The following is a 23,759-nucleotide window of genomic DNA, read 5'->3' on the forward strand; positions in this document are numbered from 1 at the left end:
CAAGACAAGAGGCGGAGTATTCTGCCTCTTTCTGTGCTTTCAAAAAGGAGAGGTCTCATGGCTCGGTCCAGAGAAAATCGCAAAATAAAACAGCACATTATGGAAGAGTGGACTGGTAAAGTTTTTACCTCCTTATGTATTGTGCTGCTTGTTGTGACTATATTTTCGTTAGTCTATTTTGTCGCCACCAAAGGGTTTAGCTCCTTTATCAAAGATGGCATCTCCATTGGAGAAATCTTTGGAGGGACCGAATGGAAGCCGGAGGGAGAACCGCCTTTGTACGGCGCGCTTCCGTTTATCATAGGTTCCTTCAGTACGTCGATTATGGCCGCGATTATCGCCGCCCCGCTTAGTATTTGCGCAGCCTTATTCATGGTTGAAATTATGCCGAAGGTTGGGCGGAAATATCTGCAGCCCGCGATCGAGCTGCTGGCCGGGATCCCATCCGTTGTTTACGGGTTTGTGGGTCTCAGCGTGATCGTTCCGTTTTACCGGGATATCTTCCCGGGACAAGGCCTCGGGATTGCCGCCGGGGCCAGCGTGCTGTCCATTATGATCCTGCCCACGATGACATCGATTGCTACGGATGCGCTCGCGGCTTTGCCGCCGGGCCTTAAGGAAGGTTCCTATGCGCTTGGGGCCACCCGTTGGCAGACGCTGGCCAGAATCGTGATTCCGACGACGCTTCCCTCCCTGATGACGGGAGTCGTTCTCGGCATGGCACGGGCTTTCGGCGAAGCGCTCGCCGTTCAGATGGTCATCGGGAATGCGCCGCATATTCCGCACTCCCTGTTCGAGTCCGCTTCCACCTTGACCAGTGCGATTACGCTGAGCATGGGGAATACGGTCATGGGCTCGACGCAAAACAACGTTTTGTGGACATTGGCCCTCATTTTGATGTTAATGACCTTCGTTTTCGTCTTTATTGTTCGCTGGCTTGAAAGGAGAGCAAACCGATGAACGCAAAAACCGCAGACAAAGTCGCAACAGCCGTCATCATTTTTTTCGCCGGTATTATATTGTTGATTATGGCCGGTTTGCTCGGATTTATCTTGGTACGCGGCATTGGACATATCAGCTTTGATTTCTTGACATCGCCGCCGGAAACGATCAAGGAAGGCGGGGGGATCGGACCGCAGCTGTTTAACTCGCTTTTCCTGCTTGTCCTCACAATGATTATCACGGTTCCGCTCGGGCTTGGAGCGGGGATCTACATGAGCGAGTACGCGAAGCCGGGGAAGGTTACCGATTTTATTCGCCTTATTGTCGAAGTGCTGTCTTCATTCCCGTCTATCGTGGTCGGCTTGTTCGGCTTGCTGGTGTTCGTTAACGTGTTCGGCTTTGGCTTCTCCTTGTTCGCGGGTGCGTTGGCATTGACCGTATTTAACCTGCCTCTGATGGTCCGGATTACGGAGCAGGGGATGGCCAGCGTTCCGCAGGCGCAGAAAGAAGCAAGCTTGGCCCTGGGCTTATCCAAATGGAAAACGATCAAATCGATTATGCTGCCCATCGCCCTGCCGATCATTCTGACCGGTACGATCTTGGCCGCGGGCCGCGTCTTCGGCGAAGCTGCCGCTCTGCTGTTCACTGCGGGGATGAGCAGCCCGAGACTCGATTTTTCCGATTGGAATCCGCTGAGTCCGATGTCACCGCTCAATCCGTTCCGTCCGGCGGAAACGCTGGCCGTTCATATCTGGAAGATCAATTCCGAGGGGCTGGCGCCGGATGCGCCGGAAATTGCCGCGGGTGCTTCGGCCGTCCTGATTATTACAGTACTGCTGTTCAACTTGGCGGCCCGGTGGATCGGACGCATGCTGCACAAGAAATTTACGGCAACGAAATAGGAGGACTCCCATGCCTAATATAGAACTGTCCACCAAAGATTTGAGCGTATTCTACGGGGAAAAGCAGGCGGTCAAGGAAATTTCCCTCGATTTTGCCTCACGCCAGGTCACGGCGCTGATCGGCCCGTCCGGCTGCGGCAAATCCACCTTTTTGCGCAGTCTGAACCGGATGAACGATTTAATCGATGGAGCCCAGATCACCGGGGAGATCTGGATCGGAGACGAGAATATCAACGACCCCAAGACTGATGTGGTGCTGCTGCGCCAGAAAATCGGCATGGTTTGGCAACGGCCGAATCCTTTTCATAAGTCCATCTATGAGAATATTGCCTTCGGGCCGAGATACCATGGCATCCGCGATAAAAAGAAGCTGGATGAAATCGTGGAAGAGGCGTTGACGAAAGCAGCCCTCTGGAATGAGACGAAGGACCGGCTGGACCGCTCGGCCCTCTCCCTGTCGGGGGGGCAGCAACAGCGGCTGTGCATCGCCAGATCGATCGCGGTCAATCCGAGCATCATTTTGATGGATGAACCGGCTTCGGCGCTGGACCCGGTGTCCAGTGCGAAAATCGAGGAACTTATCGCCGATCTAAAGCGCGAATACTGCATTATCATCGTAACGCACAACATGCATCAAGCCGCGCGCGTGTCGGAGAAAACCGCGTTTTTCCTTATGGGCGAGTTGGTCGAATTCGACGATACGAGCACAATTTTCACCAATCCGACAGATAAGCGAACCGATGACTATATATCCGGCAGATTTGGATAATTTCAATTCCGGACCGAATCCGGCTGGCCCAAGGGGCCGGCCGGATTTTCCTTTTTCTTGTCATTTGAACAAGTGTTGGCACGTAATGGGAGGATCGAGTAAAATAAGAGGATATGACGGCCTTTACTGGATATTACGGTTCGGAGGATCAGGAATGGATATTGAAGTACTGATATTGGCTCAGTTGATGCAAGGGCCAAAGCACGGATACGAAATCAAAAAGAATATCGTGGTTGTTTTGAACAGTCAGAGAATGATCAACAACAACTCGCTATATCCGAAGCTAAAACGGTTTGAAGAGCGGGGGATGGTCAGCAAAACGATGGAGGAGCAAGATAAGAGACCTAATCGCCATGTATATGCGATCACAGAGTCGGGACGGCGTTTTTTTTTGGACACCCTTCACCGTTTTTCGCCGGAGCTGATCGAATCGGATGAGGAATGGGGTCTTCGGCTGGCCTACTATCATTTTCTGGACAAGCCGGCGCGTATGCGACTTCTCGTCTTCAGAAGACAAGCACTGGCCGAGAAACGGCTGCGTTTGGAAAAGCTGGGGCAAGGAGATTTGCCCCTGTTCTCACGGGAATTGTCGCTCTACCTGCAAGATATGATGATGAAGGAAGAAGAGATTATCATTCGGCTGCAAGCTGAGCTGGACCAGTTATAAATTCTGGACCATGGACGGGGAAGCAACGCGACCGGAGGCTATTTTGAATTTTCCTTTTTACGATCATACTGATAATATACTTTTTCGGCCAGTGCAGTTGACTGCGCCGGGTGACTGGATGAGGAGACAGGATATTTATGCAATTGCTGGAGTGGATAGAGGGAATGTTCCGAGAGTTCGGTTACTTTGTGCTGCTGCTCGGTCTTCCCGTGGACTTCATTGCGCTGCCGCTGCCCCCGGGGCAAACGACATTGACCTATACCGGTTACTTGTCGTATAAAGGAGTGCTCGCTTTTCTGCCGTCGATTCTCTCGGGATTTGCAGGTTCTGCGATAGGAATTACGATTACTTACTTGATTGGGCATCATGTGGGTGCCCCGCTGGTGGAGCGATACGGAAAATGGATCATGCTGAAACCGGCCTATTTGGAGAAGACGCGCAAAATCTATGATAAATACGGTAATAAAATGCTGTTGATCAGCTTTTTTGTTCCGGGAGTCCGGCAATTTTTCGGTTACTTTGTCGGCATTATCCGGGTTCCTTTTCGAACTTTTGCGCTTTATGCATATCCTGGTGCACTTTTGTGGGTCTGCGTTTTTGTCGGTATCGGATATATTTTTGGCGAGCAGTGGCAGCAGGTTATCGTACTGGTGGAGAAATATCTCGTTTATTTTTTCGGAGGCTTGGGCGCCTTATTGGCGGGAATCTTATATATAAAGTGGCGGAAGTGGAGAAAATGGAAGCTTAAGCAGGTCAAAACTCCATGACGCGAGTGCCGAATCCTCGGCGCAGTACATAAAAAAACGCCGACATATCCGGCGTTTTTTTCTTTAGCTTTTCTCCGTTCCTTCATCCTCGTTTTCTTGACGGACTTTAACCAGTGACAAAAAGGCGAAAAGATCTCCCAGGACGGTAAGACCCGCCCCAATGAGGGCCAAATCGTCCGCCGTTATCTCTGAATTGGTGATCGTACTGTTACCGCCGCGCGAGTTCTTCTTATTTTTGCTCCTGATCGCCACTTTTCCTTTATTGGGCATACGTACCACCTGCTTTAAATCGTCTTTATCTCAGGATATGCCGGGGGTGCGTAAAGGGAGTAGGCGCTGTAAAGGTTGGACTTTCGCCCCGGACCGGCGGGAAGCGTGATTTGGGCCGGCTTCTGTGCGCTTGCCGTGGCCTTTGGACGTTATGCTTAATATGATACCGTATACTGAGAAAAGGGAGGGAAAGTCATGTCGGGATATTGCGAAAACGGAAATAATGGCGGATACGTCGGCGGAATTTGGACTTCTACGGGTGTTATTCTGGTCCTGTTTATCCTTTTGGTTATCGTATCCAAAGGCTTCTATTAAGACCTTTTGACGTCGAGGAAGGGCCCTGCTGCGCCAGGGTCCTTTTTCATGGTTTCATTTTACATCCTCGCTGTCCTGGTCTATGATTAATAAGATAACCCGAACTCAGGAGACGTGAGGAGGATTGGCGTGCCAAGTTTAGTGTTGGAAGGCGGGACTCTTCGTCCGATTTTCAGCTCCGGCGTGATGGATGCCCTATTGGATGAGGGGATTATGTTTCCTTATTGCATTGGCGTTTCCGCGGGAATCAGCAACGGAATTTCCTATATTTCCAAACAAAAGCGAAGAAACCTGGAGATCATGGAGAATTATCGGAATGATTCCAGATACATAGGCTACCGGAACTTTTTCAAAAACCGCAGTTTGTTTGGTTTGGATTTTATCTTTAAGGAAATCCCGTCCCGGCTGGTTCCCTTTGATACGCCTACTTACAGGTCTTATAAGGGAAAGGTTCTTGTCGGCGTTACTAATGCGCATACGGGATCGCCCGAATATTTGAACGGCCTTGAAGCCGATGAACAGTGGACCCTGCTGCGCGCCACTTGCGCCATTCCTTTTGTTTTTCCGGCGATCGAATTGAATGGCCAAAAGTATTACGACGGAGGATTGGCGGATCCCATCCCGATCCGCAAGGCGGTGGCCGACGGGAATGCCAAACACCTCATTGTATTGACCCAGCCTAAAGGGTATGAGAAAAGGTTAAGCAAGCGGACCGTACGGGCGGCAAAGCTGCTACGCCGCAGATTTCCCAAGCTGGAGGAAGTTCTTTTGACGCGGCATAAGCACTATAATGAAACCGTTGCCTTCTGCGAGCAACTGGAACGAGAGGGCCAAGCCATCCTTCTTCGGCCGGAGGTTCCCCTCGACAGCTTTGAGAAGGATATCGGAAAGCTGCGCGAAACCTGTCAGCATGGATACGAGTTGGCGATGAAGCGAATGGATGAGATACACCGCTTATTTTAAAAAGAGGCGATCCGAACCTGAAGCTCCGAATCCGATTCGGAGTTTTTTTTGCGGGTTCAAACCGCTGGAATAGGATGGGGATTATAAAAAACTACAATTTCTGTCATTTATCACTGTAACTTGGGTTTTATTCACACAAATTTCAAATTTAAGGTTATAATGGGGCAAGTTAGGCAAACTTAGTAAATCACTTCCTAGATCGTTTCGGTCGTTGCGTATATAGATCTCGTGAGAGATTTATATAAATCGGTTTCGGGAAGGAGTGAGGCGGGCTTTCATACACTGGAGTAACAGGAAAGACAGCAGGATGGGGACGGACAACTTCAAAATCAAAGGAGGCATAGGTTATGGCAGCTATTCGTCTTTCGAGGTCTTTTTCGATGAAAGCGGTTACTTCTTTGGGGGTTATGTTGGTTGCTGTTTTTTGTATGGTCCTGTTATCGGAAAAAGCTTCCGCCCATGGTTACGTTGATTCTCCCGGAAGTCGGGCGATCTTGTGCAAGAACGGCCAGAATACCGATTGCGGTGCGATTATTTATGAACCGCAGAGTCTGGAAGCGCCCAAAGGATTTCCGGCGGCCGGGCCGGCGGACGGGAAAATTGCCAGTGCAGGCGGTATATTCCCTAAGCTGGATGAACAGTCCGCCACCCGTTGGAGTAAAGTAAATATCTCTTCCGGTCCCAATACGTTCACCTGGGATTTGAAAGTTCCTCACGCTACCAGCAGTTGGAAATATTATATTACAAAACCGGGATGGAATCCCAATGCTCCACTGTCGCGGAACTCCTTCGATCTGACACCGTTTTGCTCCGTGGACTACGGTGGTGCCCGCCCGCCGTATACCTACTCCGATACTTGCAATGTACCGGAAAGAAGCGGCTACCATGTGATTTTGGCGGTCTGGGAGATTGCGGATACGGCCAATGCTTTTTATAACGTCATCGACGTGAATTTCGGGGGGACGAACCCGGTCGACACGCAAAAACCGAGTGCCCCCGGTTCCTTGGCGGCCAGCGGAATTACTTCCACCACCGTCAACCTTTCCTGGAACGCTTCCACAGATAATGTGGGTGTCACGGGATACCGGATTTATCGGGGAGGGAGTCTAATCGCTTCAGTCCCGGGCACGGTTTTGAACCATACCGTGACCGGTTTGTCGGCGGATACGGCTTATTCCTTCACCGTCAAGGCGGTGGATGCGCCCGGGAACGAGTCGGGGGCAAGCAACGCGGTAAACGTAAGGACAGGCCAAGTTGTCAACGATACACATGCGCCAACTGCCCCGGGCTATCTGCATGTGATGGGGACGCCAACCTCCTCCAGCATCGCGTTGATGTGGAATGCTTCTTCAGATAACGTGGGTGTAACCGGCTATCGCATTTACCGGGGCGGCACGCTTGTCCAAACGGTAAGCGGTACAACCACTTCGTATTCCGTTACAGGACTTAGCGCGAATACGAGCTACAGTTTTACGGTTAAAGCGGTGGATGCGGCGGGGAACGAATCGGCGGCAAGCAACGCGGTGACCGCGAAAACGTCCGAAGCTCCGTCCGTTCCGGAATGGTCCCCGAACGTCGCCTATGCCGTAGGGGCTATGGTAACCTACAACGGTGCCGTCTACGAATGCCGGCAGGCCCATACTTCTTTGGAAGGCTGGGAGCCTTCGACGACTCCGGCGCTTTGGCGGTTGAAATGAGATTTGACCGATAGAGAATATTAGGATTATAACGAAAAAATCACTGACCGAAACTGTCAGTGATTTTTTTGTATACTCGTACCGAAAAGAAAATTTGATAACGAGTTTTCGCAAACTCGCGACTTTAGTCATGAGTAAGAAAACTTCGGTTCAGGCATGTCATTTGACGCGATATGGAGGAATGCAAATGTTTTGGAAAATAGAGGCCTTTATTCAAGAATGGGAAGAAGAACGGAAATTAACGGAGAAAGTGATGAGCGCTCTTACAGACGAGTCATTGACCAGGCAGGTGATCCCAGGCCGCAGGACACTTGGGGATATCGCCTGGCATCTCGCGCTTTCGCCGCATTATATGACCGGCTGCGGGCTGATTTTTGACGGTCCGGCCGGAGGAGCGGAAGTTCCCGAATCGGCGGCTTTCATTGCGGAGCAATATGAAAAAGTGAGTTTGGCCCTACAGAAGGCGGTGCAAACCCAATGGGATGACGCCCGGCTTCAAGAAATGCAGGAGATTATGGGACAACCTTATCGGCTAGGGGAAATGCTGCGATTCACCCTAATGCATCAAGCCCATCACCGAGGGCAGATGACGGTGCTTATGCGCCAGGCGGGATTGAGAATCCCTGAGGTTTATGGGCAAACCTACGAATCCTGGGTCGAGGCAGGGATGGAACCTCTAAAATAAAAAAGGTACAATGAAGGAAATTCGGGGACTTTCCCTTAAGGAATTGAGGTAACGCTACATGTCCAAAGCCGATCAAATGCTGTCGATCCTCTGGATGCTCCGTTCGGGCCGAAAAATGACCGCCCAAGAGATCGCGGAAAGGCTGGAGATTCATGTCCGTACTGTCTACCGCTGTATCGACTCGCTGTGCGCCAGCGGTGCGCCGATCATTGCGGAGCCGGGCCCCGGAGGCGGCTACAGAATCTTGGGACGCTTTGCGGAATCCCCCCTTATGTTTGACCGGGATGAACAAAAGGCTCTGGTTCATGCCGCCACTTTCGCCAGGGAGGCGGGCTACCCTCACACGCAGGCGCTGGAGAGGGCGGTAGATAAGCTGAAGCTGTACACCAATGAAGAACAGCTCAGCGAAATGGAGCGGCATGATCAGGGTTTAGCGGTCATTCAGCCTCCTTCGGAGGAGCGGGAAAGAAACCTCTTGGCCCAACTGGAGCAGGCCTCGGCGGAGGAGAGAACACTTGAAATGTTGTACGATAAGGGGAAGGGAGCCCCTACCTCGCGGTTGTTCGATCCGTACGGAATCGTACATTGGAAGGGAAGCTGGTATACGGTGGGTTACTGCCGCCTGCGCGGGAGTATCCGCAGCTTCCGGGTGGACCGAATTACCGGGCTTGCGGCCACGGAACAGCATTTCAAGCGTCCTGACAATTTTTCGGCCAAATCGCATTTGTTTGCCGGCCTCCTTCCCGGCTCCCTGGAGAGCGAAACGCTGGTGACCGTCCGGGTTTCCGGGAAGGAGCAGGTGCTGAACGAACTGTGCCGGCATTGGTTATTCGGTCACGCGCTGGTCAATCGAGGCAAGGAAGAGGCGGTCTTTCGGCTCGGAAGAGAATCGTTGATTTCTTATGTCCCGCATTTGCTTCTTCCTTATGGAAGGGCGCTGCGCATCCTGGAGCCCGACTGGTTCATCGAAAGGCTGGTCGAGGCAAGCCTAGACATCGCGGATCACTACGGAACAATGAGCGGGCAGCCAAACACGTGACACCAGCCGTGATTTAGGCCGGCAGGAAACGGGACGGTTCCCCGGCGTAGGTAAGAACAAGCTGGTGCATGGCTCTGGTGCAGGCGATATACAGCAAGCTTTGATCCATCTCGTTTCGGTAATTGTCCTGATCGGCAAAGGGAACGAGAACGGAATCGAACTCTAATCCTTTCGCCAAATGAGCGGTGGTTACGACGATGCCTTCGTGGTACTGCAGACTGTTGAAGTCAAGCATCTTGACGGGAATATCGCAATTTTGCAGATATCCGTAGACTGAATTCGCTTGCTTCGTCGATTTGCAGATGATTCCCAAGGAGCGATATTCCGAAAGCATAAAGTTCTCGACATGTTGTTGAATCCGCGTCAATTCTTCGGGGGCTCCCCCGCATGGCTGTAGAAGGGGTTCTTCGCCGTGCCGCTTCACCGGGATAAGATCCGGGTTGTTTTTGATGTTCCGGGCAAATTCGGTAATTTCCAAGGTGGAACGGTAACTTTGGTTCAATTGGACGGTTTCGGCCGCCGGGAACATGGACTTGATCTCATTTAGGGAAGTTGAAGAATACGGATTTACGGATTGTCCGGCATCGCCCAGAATGGTCTTTTTGCAGGAGAAAAGAATCGACAGCACCGCATATTGAACCGGCGTATAATCCTGCATTTCATCCACGACCAAATGCTTCACGAATTCATAAGGCGTAAGGCCTTCATAATAGTGCTTTACATAAATCATCGGGAACACGTCGCTATATTCGATAGTTTTGGGGCGTAGAGGTTTAAAAAGCTCGGGCTTCCCCAAGTAGCTGTAAAAGGCCTTGTACAGGGTTAGAAGATTTGCGTGCCGGTACATTTTTTGAATGGCGGAGCGGATCAGCCGGGCTGTGGAGGCGGAAGGCTTCTCACCGTCTGGTCCTTTGAGTTCCCCAGAAATCTGGTTAGCTATCTTACCCAATCTTGCTTTCACCGGCATTCTACGCAGGGCATAGTAACGCGTGCTGATCAGCTCCTTGGGAATAAAGAAGGATTCGATTTGCAGATCGGCAGCGATAAAGTCGTTCCGGTCGGCGAATTCGATGAACTCGTCCAGCTCCGTAACGAATTCTACCCTGGATTTGTAAGCGATTCGCTCCTTGGTTTGCCAATCATCCCGCTGTATCAAATCCACCACCTGTTCGTTGAAGGTCTGAAAGGAGCAGCATCCGTCCAACTCGGCGGAGGCGAGCTCCTGGACTCCGGTCTCCAGCATATTTTCTTCTCCGAGTTCCGGCAGAACATTGGAAATATAATCGGAGAACACCTTATTGGGCGACAGAATCAGAATGTTGCGCGAAGTCAGCACACCTTTCTGCTTATAGAGCAGGAAAGCGATCCGGTGAAGGGCCACCGAGGTTTTTCCGGAACCGGCCACGCCTTGAATGATCAGCTCGTAAGAGGTCTCGTTCCGGATAATGGCATTCTGTTCCTTCTGGATCGTGGCGACGATATTTTTCATTTTTTCGTCCGACGTTGCGCTAAGTTCTTTTTGCAGGACATCGTCATGGATATTCATCGAACTTTCGATCATATATTCCATGTTTCCGTTTCGAACTTTATACTGCCTTTTTAATGTGATTTGGCCTTCGACTATTCCCGCCGGTGCCTCGAAGTAAGCCGAACCGCTTTCAAAATCGTAAAAAAGCGTGGCTACCGGTGAACGCCAGTCGTAAATGAGGTTGGTTTGATTCTTCTCTTCGGAAAACGCGTGGATTCCAATATAAAAGGGTTCGCCGTCATCTTCGTTGTTCTTTTTAAAATCCACCCTCCCGAAATAAGGGGATTCCAGCAGCTTGGTCAGCTTTCTGAGCTTGTCCTTGGACTTCTCTCCCGCATCGATCCGGAGGCCGATATCCATCCGGTTCGCCGCTCGCTCCGCGGGATCCAACTGGCCGATATTTGACCATACATATTTTTTGGCTTCAATAATTTCCTGGTATGAAAGTGATACATGTTGACTTATCCCTTCCGCAGCCTGCCGGAGCTTGTTTGTAATTTCCGTCAGATACATTCTTTCTTGCGTTTCTGTTTGGTTGATCATACCGTTGCCTCCTCTTGTCGGACTGTCCCCTAAGTATAGAAGCAACGCGAAAAAAGTATAGACTTATACTTACCTTTGTATTATTATATTTTGTACGTGGGTCCAAAAATACCTATACAAAATAACGGTTGGTCCAAGGTGCTGCCTTGTTCCAACCGTTTTTGTTTGTTCCCTTATTTTACGTTGATCACTTCCACAACAGGATCGGTATCTTGCTCATAATCCACGCCGTCCACTTCAAAGCCGAACAACTGGAAAAATTCCCGGCGGAAACCTTCCAGATCGGAGAGCCGATAAATATTTTCCGAGTCCAGCTCGTCCCACAATTTTGCCACTTCGGCCTGCACATCATCACGCATTTCCCAGTCGTCGATCCGAATCCGGCCTTCCGCGTCAACCGGAGTTTCCCCGCCCGCGTAAAGGCGATCGGCAAACAAACGGTACATCTGCTCAATCGTTCCCTCATGAACACCTTTTTCCTTCATGGTCCTGTAAAGCGCGGACATATAAAGCGGCACAACCGGTATGGCGGAGCTGGATTGGGTGACCAGCGCTTTGCTGACCGCGACGTAAGCCCGGCCTCCGCCTTTGGAGAGGCGGTTCGAAAGCTCTCGGGCCGTCTGTTCCAGATGGTCCTTGGCCCGGCCGATCGTTCCTTCCCGATAAATCGGCTGCGTGATGTTGGAGCCAATATAGGAATAGGCGACCGTCACCGCATTTTCCGTCAAAGCACCGGCTTTGTCCAGCGCTTCGATCCACAACTGCCAGTCTTCACCGCCCATAACCGTTACCGTGTCGGCAATCTCCTGTTCGCTGGCCGGCTCGAGCGTAACGGTGCTGACTTCACCGGTATGAAAATTTACGGTCTTGTTGGTGTAAGGTTGGCCGATCGGTTTCAGCACGGAGGTGTGTGTCTCGCCGGTTTCGGGATGGGTACGGCGGGCCGTCGCCACACTGTAGACAACCAGGTCGACCTGTCCCAGCTCGCTGCGGATGAGCTCGGCCGTTTTCCGCTTGGTTTCTGCGGAAAAGGCATCTCCGGTTACGCTTAAGGACTTAAGGCCCGCTTCTTTAGCGGCCCGCTCAAAAGCGGCTGAATTGTACCATCCGGCGGAAGCGGTCCGCGTGGCGCTGGCGGCGCTCGGACGGTAGACGCCGACAGTATTGGCACCCGCTCCAAAGGCCGTGACGATGCGGGAAGCAAGCCCATATCCCGTGGAGGCGCCAATGACAAGCACATTTTTCGGCCCATGAATCGCAGGGTGTTTTTTTACATAGTCAATTTGCTGCTCTACCTGGCGCGCGCATCCTTCCGGATGGGCTGTTGTGCAAATAAAGCCGCGGGTTCTGGGTTTAATGATCATAGAATCGATTCGTTCCTTTCTTCAAAAACTAACCTACAGCCTATTTTAAATTTGATTCATCTTCACTATTGTACCTGTATTTTCGAATTTGCAAAAGTTTGGCCACAAGATGCGAAATCGGAATGAACGAAATTGATTGTTTGTGAAATATTTTGATTGTTTTTTATCTATTTTATGGTACTATAGGAGCAGATGGAGGTTTAAATATGCTGACAGAAGAGAGATACGGAGTAATATTACAGCGCTTACAAGAACGTGGCGTCGTGAAGCTCCAGGAGTTAACCGAGCTGTTGGGTGCTTCGGAATCCACCGTCAGGCGGGATCTTGTCGATCTTGAGGAACGAAAGCTATTAAAGCGTATTCACGGCGGTGCCGCCTTGCCGGGGCAAAAAAGCCTCGAACCGGGAATGGAGGAGAAAACGCTCAAAAACGTTCAACAAAAGCACGTCATTGCTCGCTTGGCCGCCAAGCAGCTGAATGATGGAGAATGCATTTACCTGGATGCCGGCACTACCACATTAACCATGATTCCGTATATCGAAGCGCAAAATATAACCGTCGTCACGAACGGTCTGTCCCATGTCGAGGCATTGGTGGGCAAAAATATCCGCAGCTACCTGCTCGGCGGAATGATGAAAATGCATACCAAAGCGGTGATCGGCAGCATCGCGCTTCAGAATATGGAAAATTTCAGGTTTGACAAATGTTTTTTGGGAGCGAATGGGATAGACCCCAAGATGGGATATACTACTCCTGATCCGGAAGAAGCGCTGATCAAGAGAAAGGCCCATGAGTTATCCGGCAGCAGCTATGTTCTTGCGGATTCCAGCAAATTCGGTGAAATTACATTCGCTAAACTGTTCGATCTGGAGGAGGCCGTTTTGATTACCGAAGCGGTGCCTCAGTCATGGAAGGACCCGATAGGGCAAAAAACTAGAATAATCGAGGGATAACATATGATTTATACTATGACACTAAACCCTTCTATTGATTTTGTCGTAGAGGTTCATGATCTGGAGTTGGGAAGTCTAAACCGGATGGAGAGGGATTTGAAGCTTCCCGGAGGGAAAGGGATCAACGTATCCCGTATTTTGAATCGGCTCGGCGCGGAGAATACCGCACTTGGCTTTCTTGGCGGCTTTACAGGCGGCTTTATTGAACAATTTTTGAAACAAGAGTCCGTTCGGACCGATTTTGTGCAAATCGCGGGAGACACCCGGATTAACATCAAGCTGAAGCACGGAGAAGAAACGGAAATCAACGGTCAGGGACCCAAGATCGGTTCGGCTGAATCCGATGCCTTGCTGCAAAAGCTATCGGCGTTGAACCGGGAAGATATCGTCGTCTTGTCGGGCAGTGTTCCACCTTCGCTGGGCTCCGGTTTTTATGAACGGCTGATTGGAGTTTGCGAGCAAACCGGAGCCCGGTTTGTCATCGATACGACCGGGGAGGCCTTGCTCAGAGCGTTGAAACATCGCCCCTTGCTGGTGAAGCCCAATCACCATGAATTGGCCGAACTGTTCGGGGTGACCTTGGAATCCAAGGAAGACATTATCACTTATGGCCGGAAGCTGCTGGAGAAAGGGGCACAGCACGTGCTTATCTCCATGGCGGGGGAGGGCGCCTTTCTCATTGCGGGGGAGAAGGTCTATCACGCGAACGTTCCGGCCGGAACCGTGCGGAATTCGGTGGGCGCCGGGGACTCGATGATTGCCGGGTTTGTAGGGACGCTGGCCCAGGGTGGAGATCTTCTTGAAGCGTTTCGTACCGGGGTCGCCTCGGGCAGCGCCACGGCGTTCTCCGATGATTTGGCGACGGGGGAGAAAATCGGTCAACTGAGAGGTCAGGTCGCTATTTCGGAGTGGTCGTAACATCGTGATCTTATTGCGAAGACATTTTACAGGAGAGTGAGCAAAATGAGAATTACGGACCTGATGATCAAAGAAGCGATGATCATGGATCTGGCGGCGACCACGAAGGAAGCGGCCATCGATGAGCTGATTGCCAGCTTGGACAAGAATGGACGGATCAATGACCCGGCTGAATTCAAACAGGCGATCCTGAAGCGTGAAGGCGAGTCCAGCACCGGTATCGGCGGAGGGATTGCCATGCCCCATGCCAAAACGAAAGCGGTCAAACAACCGACCGTCGTGTTCGCCAAGAGCGCCAAAGGTGTGGACTTCGAAGCGCTGGACGGCGAGCCGGCTTACTTGTTCTTCATGATCGCTGCGCCGGAAGGGGCGGGAAGCACGCATCTGCGCACGCTGGCGGCGCTCTCGCGGCTGCTGATCGACAGCGATTTTATCGATAAGCTCAAAGGGACACAAACGCCGAAAGAAGTAGCGGCTTTGTTCGACGCCAAGCAGGCGGACGAAGAGGCGGCAAAGCCGGCGGAGCCGCAAAATAAAGCGGAGGCGCCAAAGGCCGCCGCAACAAGCGGGCCGACGGACGAGGAAGCGTTTGTGATTGCCGTGACAGCCTGCCCCACGGGCATCGCCCATACGTTTATGGCCGAGGATGCCCTGAAGAAGAAGGCGAAGGAGATGGGTGTCAGCATCCGGGTCGAAACGAACGGTTCCGAGGGAGCTGGCAACGTGTTGACCCCGGATGAAATCCGCCGGGCGAAGGGGGTTATTATCGCCGCGGATAAGAACGTCGAGATGGCCCGCTTTGACGGCAAGCCTGTGCTGCAGCGTCCGGTCAGCGACGGTATCCGGAAGCCCGAGGAACTGATCCGGAAAGCGCTGAATGGCGACGCGCCGATTTATCGTAGCGCGGGTGGCGGAGCCGAATCGGAGAAAGGCGAGAAGGCCGGCGGAATCGGCAGCGGCATCTATAAAAATCTGATGAACGGGATCTCCCACATGCTGCCGTTTGTCGTCGGCGGCGGGATCCTGCTCGCGATTTCCTTCCTGATCGAGCAAGTAGCCGGCGAAAGCAGTCCGCTGTTTCAACTGCTGCAAACGATCGGCGGGGGGAACGGGGCTTTCCATTTCCTGATTCCGATTCTCGCCGGTTTTATCGCCATGAGCATCGGGGACCGTCCCGCTTTGATGCCGGGGATGGTCGGCGGGTTGATGGCCGTCAACTCCAATGCCGGTTTCCTGGGCGGCCTCGCGGCCGGTTTCCTGGCAGGTTATGTCATCATCCTGCTGCGCAAAGTATTTGCCGGTTTGCCTAAAGCATTGGAGGGCTTGAAACCGATCCTGCTGTATCCCATCTTCGGCCTTCTGGTCGCGGGGACGGTTATGTTCTATGTGGTCGATCCGATTTTTAGCTGGATGAATGAAGGCTTGATCGATGTTTTGAACAATCTGGGTACAGGAAACATGGTGATCCTCGGTATCATCCTCGGCGGCATGATGTCGATCGATATGGGCGGTCCGTTCAACAAGGCGGCATATGCCTTCGCCATCGGGGTGTTTACCTCCAGCGGCAATACCAATGGAGCTATGATGGCGGCCGTTATGGCGGGCGGGATGGTTCCGCCGCTGGCGATCGCGTTGGCCACGACGTTCTTCAAACGTAAATTTACGGAACAGGAACGTAAATCCGGTCTTACCAACTACGTTTTAGGTCTTTCCTTTATTACCGAAGGCGCGATTCCGTTTGCCGCCTCCGACCCGCTGCGCGTCCTGACGTCCTGTATTCTGGGCTCCGCGGTGGCGGGAGGTTTGACTCAGCTGTGGAAAATTAACGTGCCCGCGCCGCACGGCGGGATCTTCGTGGCCGCGCTGGCCAACCACGCTTTGCTGTTTATGCTCGCCGTATTGATCGGCGCGGTTGTCTCGGGTCTCCTTCTCGGCGTTTGGAAGAAGAATGCGGAAGCGCAGGGTTAAACAAATCCAATAATAAAAAAAGGGATGTCCATTGCCATAGCGTCTGGCCGGGACATCCCTTTTATACTGTCTATATTATTGTCTATACTTAACTTTTTTTATTTTTATGGTTGACAACCATGCTGTGCAATGGTATATTATATTTCGTTGCTAATGATTCTATGGGGCGTTAGTTCAGTGGGAGAACGCTTCGCTGGCAGCGAAGAGGTCAGGGGTTCGACCCCCCTACGCTCCACCATAATATCGTGGACTCTTAGCTCAGTTGGTAGAGCAGTTGACTCTTAATCAATTGGTCCAGGGTTCGAGTCCCTGAGAGTCCATCATACATTGAGAAATAACCCCTCGTTTCCGAGGGGTTATTTCTTTTTACGCGGGAAAAGACTCAGTCGTCAAACATTACTGCCGTAATTCGGGATACGGGAACCGTGATCATTTGGCCGGCTTCATTTTTCATTTCGAGCGAGTGATACTGGACGGACACCAAGGTGCCCCGAATCGAGGATGCGTCCATTTGGAGCGCTACGGTTTTGCCCAATGCCGCCCTTAGTTTCTCACGGGTGGCCGGGTCCAAAAACCTGCTCTCCTCCAAGTGCTTCTCCATTCGTTCGAGCCGATCGGACAGCAGCTCCAGCCTGGCTTGAAGGATGCGAAGACGTCTTCGCATGGGAGAGTACAGCAGAAATCGCAGCAAACTCATGTCTTTCACCTCTCTTTCTGGAATAATGTTGATGGCTCCCCAGAAATCTATGAATTCCATTGGGAGTTACTATAGAATATGTTTGATAGTTTGATAGGGTATAGACCGAAAACGCGGTTGTGCAGGATTGGGGATTTGTGGTTCAATGAGGGAAAAGAAGATCATCGTATGATTTTAATGAGGGGGAACCCAGCGTGAACCGCTCAACATTCACACCGATCCAGCCGGATCATATCTCGTTGCCGGTCCACTTTCCGTTGACGATATCCAGTTCCACCGGGGTGACGCCTTCCTTTCAGCGGCTTCATTGGCACAGAGCCCTGGAAATTAACTGGATCGCTGGCGGAAGCGGAATTTACTTGATCAACGGCCAGGAATTTCAATTCGAACGGGGCGATCTTTTTCTGATTGACTCTCACGATTTGCATCGCGCTTTTGAGGGGAAAAACCTCGAGATGGTGATCGTCATGTTCGATCCGACGCTGTTGGCCCCCGAGCAGCGTTACGATCCCGATATTATGCAGCCGTTCCGCCAGACAGGAATTTGCTTCTCCAATCACATCCCGCATTCCCATCCGGCCAGCGCAACGCTCCGGGGTTATATTGAAACGATGATGCAGGAGTATAACGCCGCTTCCCCTTCCCACGCCTCGGCCATACGCGGGCTTTTGCTGCTGTTTCTTGCGGAGGTGAACCGGCGGTTTCGGCTGGACCCCGGAGATTCGCGGCGCACGAAGGCCAAGCATCTGGACCAGATTCGCCAAGTGATCCGGATCATGGATGCCGAACTGGCCCGCCCCTGGACGCTGAAGGAATTGGCGGAGCTTGTCCATTTAAGTCCCTCTCGATTCAGCGCTCTGTTCAGCCAAATGGCCGGTACCTCACCGATGAATTACCTGGTTCAACTAAGGCTGGATTATGCGGTAAGCCTTTTGGAGCAGGGGGAGCTCAGTATATTGGAGATTGCGGAAGCCAGCGGATTCCGCAACCTTTCGAACTTCAACCGCTTATTTCTTCATCATATCGGAACGCCGCCCAGTGTATTGAAAAAACGACTGCTGGGAGAAGAAAAAAAGTAAGATTGTATCAGAAAACAGGACTATTGCAGAGGAAATGCGATAGTCCTGTTTTGTATGCTGGAGAAGAAGGAGAGATGCGTATGGGGTATTTTTTGGGCGTGGATGCCGGAGGGAGCAAAACCTACTGCCTGATTGTGGATGACAAAGGGAACGTAGTCGGGCGGGGTGTGGCCGGCAACGGAAACCATCAGATTCATGAAGCGGAAGCGGAGCAAAATATTGCCGCCTCCTGTTTTCAAGCTTTGAGGGAGTCGAACCTTACGCCTGCGGCGGTCGATCATGCTTTCTTTGGTCTTGCCGGAGCTGATCGTGAACCGGATTACCGGGTGCTGCGGCCCATGATCGCAAGGCTCGGCTTCCCCCGCTGGACGATCGCCTGCGATACGATGATCGCCATGCGGGCGGGAACGGACCGGCCCTTTGGAGCGGTGGTCATCTGCGGGACCGGATTCAACGCGGCCGCCCGGAATCCGGCGGGGGAAGAGCTGCAGTACGGCGGCTTTGGCTACCTGTTCGGCGACGGCCAAGGGGCCGGGAGGGATTTGGCCAATTTCGCTTTTCGCTCGGCCGTCCGGGCTTGGGACGGCCGGGGCAAGCCGACGCTGCTTCAGCCCCTGGTGCTCCAAGCGACCGGGTTTCCCGGCGTACCGGAGATGATCGACGCCGCTCTGGACGATGGCTACGCGCCGCCCTTGCATTTGGCGGAACTGGTGTTCCAGGCGGCGGCGCAAGGAGATGAGGTCGCCTCGTCACACCTCACCGAACAGGGGCACGAGTTAGGCAACGCGGTGGCGGCGTTAATCCGAAGGCTGGGGATGGAGAGCGAAAAGTTTGATGTCGTATTGGGGGGCAGCGTTTTGGCAAAAAGCGTTACCAACATCATGCAGGATGCCCTTGCGGAAACTGTGCGGTTGACCGCGCCCCGGACCCGGATTACGCGGATTACGATGGAGCCTGTCGTTGGCGCGGTGCTGAGTGCCATGGATCGGACGGAATACACCGCCGGTCCCGAAATGCTGAAGAAGCTGCAAGAAATATCTTTTGCCGATAAAAAGGGAGTGGTGAACCAATGAAGCAACAAAACCCGAAGAAAGTGAAGATTGCGGTAATCGGGGGTGGGTCTTCGTATACCCCTGAGCTCGTGGAAGGGCTGATCAAAGGATACGGTGAAATGCCGGTATCGGAGCTTTGGCTGGTGGATATCGAGGAAGGCAAGCACAAGCTGGATATCGTGGGCAATCTGGCTAAGCGGATGGTTAAAAAGTCGGGACTTCCCATCGAAGTTCATCTGACTTTGGACCGGAGGGCCGCGATTCAAGGAGCGGACTTTGTGACGACGCAAATGCGCGTAGGCCTGCTTGAAGCTCGGAAGCTGGATGAGCATATCCCGCTGCGGCACGGCGTAATCGGACAGGAAACGACAGGCCCGGGCGGCATGTTCAAGGCGCTGCGGACGATCCCGGTCATTCTTGAGATTTGCCGTGACATTGAAGAGCTGGCTCCTCACGCCTGGATGCTCAATTTCACCAATCCGGCAGGCATGGTGACGGAAGCGGTGACGAAATATTCCCGCGTAAAGACTGTAGGTCTATGCAACTCTCCGATCAACTTTAAAAAGTTTCTGGCCGAGGAGTTCGCAACGCCGGAAAGCCGGGTACTGCCCGAATTTGTCGGCATAAATCACCTGCATTGGGTCACCTCCGCCCTGGTTGACGGGAAAGAGGTATTACCCGAGCTTCTGCGAGGGAAGAAGGAGTATTCGGCGACAAACGTGCCCACCCTGGGATGGGACCCGCAATTTTTACAGTCGCTCTCCGCTATTCCGACTTACTATTTGAAATATTATTACATGACGACCGAGATGCTGAACGAACAGATCGCTTCCTTGGAGAAAGATGGGACCCGGGCCGAGATCGTCAGCCGCGTGGAGAAGGAACTGTTTAAACTCTATGCCGACGAATCGCTGGAGGAGAAGCCAAAGCAGCTGGAGCAGCGGGGCGGCGCGTATTATTCCGAAGCGGCCGTTCATTTAATGCAGTCGCTGTATACCGGACGAAATGATATTCAAACGCTGAATGTGCCGAACGGCGGGATCTATGATTTTCTCCCGGCGGACGCAAGCATCGAGATCAATTGCGTCGTTACCGCGGGCGGCCCGATTCCTTTAACTCCCCAGCATGTGCCGCAGCATATCAAGGGACTGCTTCATGCGGTAAAAACGTATGAGAGCCTGGCGATCGACGCGGCGGTCAGCGGCGATCGCGGACTCGCTTTACAGGCGATGGTTCACCATCCGTTGGTCCCGTCGGTTTCGACGGCCAAGCTGCTGCTGGATGAAATGCTGGAGGCCCACCGCCGCTATTTGCCCAATTTTTACGCTTAGTCCTTTTTCTTTATGATGTTTGTCCGCATAAACAGCCCGGTGCCCGCGAGAAGGCGCCGGGCTGTTTTGACGCTGCGCTTTATGTTATATTTTGTATAGAAGAGTAAGGACATGCACGGTTTGAAACGGCCGTGACGACGACTGAAGGAGAGTGGGCAAGTGATCAAGCATATCGTATTGTTTAAACTGAAAGATTCGTCTCCGGCAAGTATTGAAACCACCGCCGGGGTGCTTCGCGGACTAAAAGGCAAGGTGGAGCAGCTTCGCGATCTGGAGGTAGGCATCGATGTCGTGAAATCGCCGCGTTCCTATGATATTGCCTTGGTGGCAACCTTTGATTCGCTGGAGGATTTGGAAGGATACCAGGTTCATCCCGAGCACAAGAAAGTGATCGAGCATATGACGCAGGTTCGGGAGAGCCAGGTTGCGGTGGATTTCGAATTTTAGCGGGATGCGAGAAGCCCCGAGGGAGGAAGCGCCTTGTATTATGTGAACCGGGAACAAATTGAACGCAGGCTGAATGTGCTTCCCGAGCTGGAACAGGTTTTTGCGGCGGCTTGCTCCGCCGAGGACAATCCGCTCATCCTGCGGTACGCCGAGGAACGGGCTCTGCATTTGGCGATTGAGGTCGTGACCGATGTGGGAAGCTACCTCATTGACGGATTTATAATGCGGGATGCCAGCAGCTATGAGGACATTATAGATATTATGCGTGATGAAAAAGTGATCGGTCAGCATCTGTTCGAGTTGTTAACCGAACTGGTACGGTTGCGGAAGCCGCTCGTGCAGGAGTATTTCGAATGGGACCGGAGCGCAGGACATGCGCTTGCCCGAAAGCTTCCGCAAGCGATGGAGGAATTCGCGGCAAACGTACGAACCTATCTGGACAAGGAAAATATTCCGTCCTAGAAGCGAAGTGACGATTTTTCCCGTGGACTGTGACAGGACGGCCCCCTCCTGCTTATAATGAACTATCGATATAGGCATTCGCCCGGTAGGGGAAGGCCGGATAAGGAGAGATGTGACGTGAGTAAAAACGCGAAGGGTTGGATTTGGGGAGCTGCGATCGGCGCGGTCGTAGGCTCGGTGACGGCATTGCTGTTTGCTCCGAAACCGGGGCGTGAACTGCGGAAGGATATCGCCGACGGAGCTCGTCAGGTTGGGGAGAAGACGCAGCAAGTGGCCGAAAAAGTCAGCGAACAAAGTGCGGAACTGGCCAGCCGCGTCAAGGAAACGGCCGGCGGTCTCGTTAGTGAATTCCAGGCTTGGCGCGCAGCCAAGGAGAAGGAAGACAACGAGGACACGGAAGTACGCGTTTCGTCACTCGGGGAGAATGAGGCGCCGGAGGAGACGGCGGTGATCGGCGTGGCTGGCGACAATGATCATCCCGAAAGCGATGTCTCGAGCGAGCAAATTACAGCCGCCGGCGAGACGGAACAGAAAGCTTAATTCCGGCCCGAACCGCCGGTGACGATCAAGACCCGATATGGGTCTTTTTTGTTGCCGCCGGTTAAAAATGGAAGGTCTCTATTTAGTTGTCCCTCCGTATAAATTGAGTTAAGATTTAGGTACGCTTTATGACTTGAATACATAAAGTAGGAAGAGAAAACGGAAATTTAAAATAACTAGTCTAAAGGAAGCGGTATGTTCGTGCAGCAGCAAGCCATCGCAATACTGGACTCCGGTGTGGGAGGTCTTACCGTCGTCAAGGAAGTCATGAGACAGCTTCCCCGGGAGAAAATTATTTATTTCGGGGATACCGCCCGCGCTCCCTACGGCCCCCGATCCTCCGAAGAGGTACGCCTCTTTACCGAGCAAATTGTTCAATTTCTGATTCAATTCGATCCGAAAATGATCGTTATCGCGTGCAATACCGCTACGGCCGCGGCTCTGGATTATATTCAATCCAAAGTGGCCGTTCCCGTGATCGGCGTGATTCATCCGGGAGCCCGTGCGGCTATCAGCGCCACGAAAACCGGAAAAATCGGCGTCATCGGGACGATCGGCACGATCCGCAGCGGCGCCTACACCGCGGCGCTTAAGGAACTGAATCCGGCGATTGAAATCGTCAGCGAAGCTTGTCCTACGCTCGTTCCGTTGGTGGAGCAGGGACGTTACGAAATGCCGGAGGCTCTGGGGATCGTGGAAGACGCGCTCCGTGAAATCCGGCAATATCCGATCGATTGCTTAATCCTCGGTTGCACTCATTATCCGTTTTTGGCGAGAACGATGATCCAGGTAATGGGACCTGCGGTAAAGCTGATCAGCTCCGCGGATGAGACGGCCCGGGAGATCAGCACCGTGCTTCATCAAAAAGGAAGGCTCGCCCGGGGCAGCGATATCCCCGTACACCAATTTTTTTGCAGCGGCGACCCGGACTTGTTCCGAAGCATCGCCTTGCAGTGGCTCGGCAGACAGATTGAGCTGACTCCGATCGTCTGGCAGGTATCCAACCCGGCCTTTTAACCGCAAAACCTTTGGGCAGCTATGCGCTGCGCCAAAGGTTTTTTGCTTTTCGTACGTGAAAGATGCGGTCGTATTGCGATTGCGGGTTAATTATATGGATAGCAAGCATTTCCGGCCCGTTGTTCGTGTAAAGTAAAATAGAGGTAAAGGGAAATCATTTATTATGTGAAGAAGGAGCAACCTTATGCAACTGATTGCCATGATTACGATGCTGATCGACCACATCGGGCTGCTGTTTTTCCCGGGAGACCTGATCTGGAGAGTGATCGGCCGAATCGCCTTTCCGATTTACGCCTATGCGCTGGTCCAAGGATACGCCCACACTTCCAATTTTAAGAAATATGCCATCCGACTGTTGCTGATTACCGTAATTTCCCAAATCCCGTACCAGCTTGTACTGAACGATGCGGGACTGAATGTCGTGGCCACGCTGCTGGTGGCGGTCCTGGTGCTGAAAATTCTGGATCATACCCAGCCCGGGGTCCTTTCGGTGCTGATCATTTCGGGATTTGCCGTATTTATGGAGGTTTTGCCGTTTGATTATGGGGCATATGGACTACTTCTCGTGCTTATATTCAAATATGCGCAATCTACCGGAATGCTGCTGATGCATTTGCTGTTGAACTGCGTTTATTTGCTTTCCTACGGCTGGACTATCCAGATGATCAGCATCCTGCCTACCTTGGTGATTGCCTATGGGCCGGGCGTATGGAAGCGGTTGGAGTCCATGCGGGTACCGGCCTGGGTATGGAGGTCGTTTTATCCGGCACATTTGTTCGTTCTTACCCTTGTCGTATACGGGTTGAGGCTTAGCGCGGGGGATTGATTAAAGTGCGAAAGGATG

The 23,759-nt window shown here is 52.4% G+C and carries 24 protein-coding genes and 2 tRNA genes; 22 read left to right on the top strand and 4 right to left on the bottom strand.

What is annotated here, in order from left to right; genetic code table 11:
• Positions 1-57: 57 nt before the first annotated feature.
• The 5 genes from pstC to V4U88_RS24965 all read left to right on the top strand — a co-directional run bounded on the left by pstC (position 58) and on the right by V4U88_RS24965 (position 4,047).
• Complete coding sequence (pstC, locus tag V4U88_RS24945; RefSeq protein ID WP_334075906.1) at positions 58-960, top strand: phosphate ABC transporter permease subunit PstC; 903 nt, start codon at positions 58-60, stop codon at positions 958-960.
• The gene (pstA, locus tag V4U88_RS24950) at positions 957-1,844 is read left to right on the top strand and encodes a phosphate ABC transporter permease PstA (RefSeq protein ID WP_334075907.1); all 888 of its coding nucleotides are present in this window, start codon (positions 957-959) and stop codon (positions 1,842-1,844) included. The genes pstC and pstA overlap by 4 nt, the downstream gene beginning before the upstream one ends.
• Positions 1,845-1,854: 10 nt before the next feature.
• The gene (gene pstB, locus V4U88_RS24955; protein WP_334075908.1) at positions 1,855-2,613 is read left to right on the top strand and encodes a phosphate ABC transporter ATP-binding protein PstB; all 759 of its coding nucleotides are present in this window, start codon (positions 1,855-1,857) and stop codon (positions 2,611-2,613) included.
• A gap of 154 nt (positions 2,614-2,767) precedes the next feature.
• Complete coding sequence (locus V4U88_RS24960) at positions 2,768-3,280, top strand: PadR family transcriptional regulator (RefSeq protein ID WP_334075909.1); 513 nt, start codon at positions 2,768-2,770, stop codon at positions 3,278-3,280.
• Positions 3,281-3,417: 137 nt separating this feature from the next.
• Complete coding sequence (locus V4U88_RS24965; RefSeq protein WP_334075910.1) at positions 3,418-4,047, top strand: DedA family protein; 630 nt, start codon at positions 3,418-3,420, stop codon at positions 4,045-4,047.
• 63 nt (positions 4,048-4,110) lie between these two features.
• Here the strand turns inward: V4U88_RS24965 and V4U88_RS24970 are convergent, their stop codons facing one another.
• Complete coding sequence (locus tag V4U88_RS24970; protein WP_334075911.1) at positions 4,111-4,317, bottom strand: hypothetical protein; 207 nt, start codon at positions 4,315-4,317, stop codon at positions 4,111-4,113.
• A 444-nt stretch (positions 4,318-4,761) separates the two neighbouring features.
• Here V4U88_RS24970 and V4U88_RS24975 point away from each other — a divergent pair, with 444 nt between their 5' ends.
• From V4U88_RS24975 to V4U88_RS24990, 4 genes are all read left to right on the top strand, one after another.
• A complete protein-coding gene (locus V4U88_RS24975; RefSeq protein ID WP_334075912.1) occupies positions 4,762-5,595 on the top strand; it encodes a patatin-like phospholipase family protein in 834 nt (277 codons plus the stop codon).
• 347 nt (positions 5,596-5,942) lie between these two features.
• Positions 5,943-7,292, top strand: coding sequence for a lytic polysaccharide monooxygenase (locus V4U88_RS24980; protein ID WP_334075913.1), 1,350 nt, complete (start codon positions 5,943-5,945; stop codon positions 7,290-7,292).
• A gap of 187 nt (positions 7,293-7,479) precedes the next feature.
• The gene (locus tag V4U88_RS24985) at positions 7,480-7,977 is read left to right on the top strand and encodes a DinB family protein (RefSeq protein ID WP_334075914.1); all 498 of its coding nucleotides are present in this window, start codon (positions 7,480-7,482) and stop codon (positions 7,975-7,977) included.
• Positions 7,978-8,035: 58 nt separating this feature from the next.
• Entirely contained in the window at positions 8,036-9,016 is a 981-nt protein-coding gene (locus V4U88_RS24990; RefSeq protein ID WP_334075915.1) for a helix-turn-helix transcriptional regulator, read from the top strand.
• A 13-nt stretch (positions 9,017-9,029) separates the two neighbouring features.
• Here V4U88_RS24990 and V4U88_RS24995 read toward each other — a convergent pair whose 3' ends face one another.
• Together V4U88_RS24995 and fabV are read right to left on the bottom strand one after the other, a co-directional pair.
• Positions 9,030-11,087 carry a HelD family protein gene (locus V4U88_RS24995; protein ID WP_334075916.1) on the bottom strand — a complete coding sequence of 686 codons (2,058 nt, stop codon included), beginning with the start codon at positions 11,085-11,087 and terminating at the stop codon, positions 9,030-9,032.
• Positions 11,088-11,260: 173 nt separating this feature from the next.
• Entirely contained in the window at positions 11,261-12,451 is a 1,191-nt protein-coding gene (gene fabV, locus V4U88_RS25000) for an enoyl-ACP reductase FabV (RefSeq protein WP_334075917.1), read from the bottom strand.
• A 206-nt stretch (positions 12,452-12,657) separates the two neighbouring features.
• On the opposite strand from fabV, the gene V4U88_RS25005 reads away from it, so the two are divergent.
• The 5 genes from V4U88_RS25005 to V4U88_RS25025 all read left to right on the top strand — a co-directional run bounded on the left by V4U88_RS25005 (position 12,658) and on the right by V4U88_RS25025 (position 16,610).
• Positions 12,658-13,404: a DeoR/GlpR family DNA-binding transcription regulator gene (locus V4U88_RS25005; RefSeq protein ID WP_334075918.1), complete on the top strand. Its 747-nt coding sequence runs from the start codon at positions 12,658-12,660 to the stop codon at positions 13,402-13,404.
• A gap of 3 nt (positions 13,405-13,407) precedes the next feature.
• The gene (gene pfkB, locus V4U88_RS25010) at positions 13,408-14,322 is read left to right on the top strand and encodes a 1-phosphofructokinase (protein ID WP_334075919.1); all 915 of its coding nucleotides are present in this window, start codon (positions 13,408-13,410) and stop codon (positions 14,320-14,322) included.
• A gap of 45 nt (positions 14,323-14,367) precedes the next feature.
• Positions 14,368-16,290: a PTS fructose transporter subunit IIABC gene (locus V4U88_RS25015; RefSeq protein ID WP_334075920.1), complete on the top strand. Its 1,923-nt coding sequence runs from the start codon at positions 14,368-14,370 to the stop codon at positions 16,288-16,290.
• Between the two features lie 163 nt (positions 16,291-16,453).
• A tRNA-Ala gene (locus V4U88_RS25020) sits at positions 16,454-16,528 on the top strand.
• A 9-nt stretch (positions 16,529-16,537) separates the two neighbouring features.
• A tRNA-Lys gene (locus tag V4U88_RS25025) sits at positions 16,538-16,610 on the top strand.
• 62 nt (positions 16,611-16,672) lie between these two features.
• On the opposite strand, the gene V4U88_RS25030 is transcribed toward V4U88_RS25025, so the two are convergent.
• Positions 16,673-16,987 (bottom strand): hypothetical protein, encoded by a 315-nt coding sequence (locus V4U88_RS25030; protein WP_334075921.1) that lies wholly within the window; start codon positions 16,985-16,987, stop codon positions 16,673-16,675.
• 194 nt (positions 16,988-17,181) lie between these two features.
• Between V4U88_RS25030 and V4U88_RS25035 the strand changes: the two genes are divergently transcribed.
• From V4U88_RS25035 to V4U88_RS25070, 8 genes are all read left to right on the top strand, one after another.
• Positions 17,182-18,066 (top strand): AraC family transcriptional regulator, encoded by an 885-nt coding sequence (locus V4U88_RS25035; RefSeq protein ID WP_334075922.1) that lies wholly within the window; start codon positions 17,182-17,184, stop codon positions 18,064-18,066.
• Positions 18,067-18,146: 80 nt separating this feature from the next.
• On the top strand, positions 18,147-19,139 hold the full coding sequence (locus V4U88_RS25040; RefSeq protein ID WP_334075923.1) for an N-acetylglucosamine kinase: 993 nt from the start codon (positions 18,147-18,149) through the stop codon (positions 19,137-19,139).
• Positions 19,136-20,449, top strand: a complete 1,314-nt coding sequence (locus tag V4U88_RS25045) for a 6-phospho-beta-glucosidase (protein ID WP_334075924.1) — start codon at positions 19,136-19,138, stop codon at positions 20,447-20,449. Before V4U88_RS25040 ends, V4U88_RS25045 begins: the two co-directional genes overlap by 4 nt.
• A 159-nt stretch (positions 20,450-20,608) precedes the next feature.
• Positions 20,609-20,896, top strand: coding sequence for a Dabb family protein (locus tag V4U88_RS25050; RefSeq protein ID WP_334075925.1), 288 nt, complete (start codon positions 20,609-20,611; stop codon positions 20,894-20,896).
• 33 nt (positions 20,897-20,929) lie between these two features.
• Positions 20,930-21,358 (top strand): DUF86 domain-containing protein, encoded by a 429-nt coding sequence (locus V4U88_RS25055; RefSeq protein ID WP_334075926.1) that lies wholly within the window; start codon positions 20,930-20,932, stop codon positions 21,356-21,358.
• A 117-nt stretch (positions 21,359-21,475) separates the two neighbouring features.
• Positions 21,476-21,898, top strand: coding sequence for a YtxH domain-containing protein (locus tag V4U88_RS25060; RefSeq protein ID WP_334075927.1), 423 nt, complete (start codon positions 21,476-21,478; stop codon positions 21,896-21,898).
• Between the two features lie 195 nt (positions 21,899-22,093).
• Complete coding sequence (gene racE, locus V4U88_RS25065; protein WP_334075928.1) at positions 22,094-22,915, top strand: glutamate racemase; 822 nt, start codon at positions 22,094-22,096, stop codon at positions 22,913-22,915.
• Positions 22,916-23,099: 184 nt separating this feature from the next.
• Positions 23,100-23,741 carry a TraX family protein gene (locus tag V4U88_RS25070; RefSeq protein ID WP_334075929.1) on the top strand — a complete coding sequence of 214 codons (642 nt, stop codon included), beginning with the start codon at positions 23,100-23,102 and terminating at the stop codon, positions 23,739-23,741.
• The last annotated feature ends 18 nt before the right edge of the window (positions 23,742-23,759 follow it).

The sequence above is a fragment of the Paenibacillus sp. A14 genome (assembly GCF_036864815.1).
Lineage (GTDB): Bacteria > Bacillota > Bacilli > Paenibacillales > Paenibacillaceae > Fontibacillus > Fontibacillus sanfengchensis.

Bases quoted from the DNA above. Each gene is read 5' to 3' on its own strand.
- pstC (WP_334075906.1), top strand. From the start codon at position 58: ATGGCTCGGTCCAGAGAAAATCGCAAAATAAAACAGCACATTATGGAA.
- pstA (WP_334075907.1), top strand. From the start codon at position 957: ATGAACGCAAAAACCGCAGACAAAGTCGCAACAGCCGTCATCATTTTT.
- pstB (WP_334075908.1), top strand. From the start codon at position 1,855: ATGCCTAATATAGAACTGTCCACCAAAGATTTGAGCGTATTCTACGGG.
- V4U88_RS24960 (WP_334075909.1), top strand. From the start codon at position 2,768: ATGGATATTGAAGTACTGATATTGGCTCAGTTGATGCAAGGGCCAAAG.
- V4U88_RS24965 (WP_334075910.1), top strand. From the start codon at position 3,418: ATGCAATTGCTGGAGTGGATAGAGGGAATGTTCCGAGAGTTCGGTTAC.
- V4U88_RS24970 (WP_334075911.1), bottom strand. From the start codon at position 4,317: ATGCCCAATAAAGGAAAAGTGGCGATCAGGAGCAAAAATAAGAAGAAC.
- V4U88_RS24980 (WP_334075913.1), top strand. From the start codon at position 5,943: ATGGCAGCTATTCGTCTTTCGAGGTCTTTTTCGATGAAAGCGGTTACT.
- V4U88_RS24985 (WP_334075914.1), top strand. From the start codon at position 7,480: ATGTTTTGGAAAATAGAGGCCTTTATTCAAGAATGGGAAGAAGAACGG.
- V4U88_RS24990 (WP_334075915.1), top strand. From the start codon at position 8,036: ATGTCCAAAGCCGATCAAATGCTGTCGATCCTCTGGATGCTCCGTTCG.
- V4U88_RS24995 (WP_334075916.1), bottom strand. From the start codon at position 11,087: ATGATCAACCAAACAGAAACGCAAGAAAGAATGTATCTGACGGAAATT.
- fabV (WP_334075917.1), bottom strand. From the start codon at position 12,451: ATGATCATTAAACCCAGAACCCGCGGCTTTATTTGCACAACAGCCCAT.
- V4U88_RS25005 (WP_334075918.1), top strand. From the start codon at position 12,658: ATGCTGACAGAAGAGAGATACGGAGTAATATTACAGCGCTTACAAGAA.
- pfkB (WP_334075919.1), top strand. From the start codon at position 13,408: ATGATTTATACTATGACACTAAACCCTTCTATTGATTTTGTCGTAGAG.
- V4U88_RS25015 (WP_334075920.1), top strand. From the start codon at position 14,368: ATGAGAATTACGGACCTGATGATCAAAGAAGCGATGATCATGGATCTG.
- V4U88_RS25030 (WP_334075921.1), bottom strand. From the start codon at position 16,987: ATGAGTTTGCTGCGATTTCTGCTGTACTCTCCCATGCGAAGACGTCTT.
- V4U88_RS25040 (WP_334075923.1), top strand. From the start codon at position 18,147: ATGGGGTATTTTTTGGGCGTGGATGCCGGAGGGAGCAAAACCTACTGC.
- V4U88_RS25045 (WP_334075924.1), top strand. From the start codon at position 19,136: ATGAAGCAACAAAACCCGAAGAAAGTGAAGATTGCGGTAATCGGGGGT.
- racE (WP_334075928.1), top strand. From the start codon at position 22,094: ATGTTCGTGCAGCAGCAAGCCATCGCAATACTGGACTCCGGTGTGGGA.
- V4U88_RS25070 (WP_334075929.1), top strand. From the start codon at position 23,100: ATGCAACTGATTGCCATGATTACGATGCTGATCGACCACATCGGGCTG.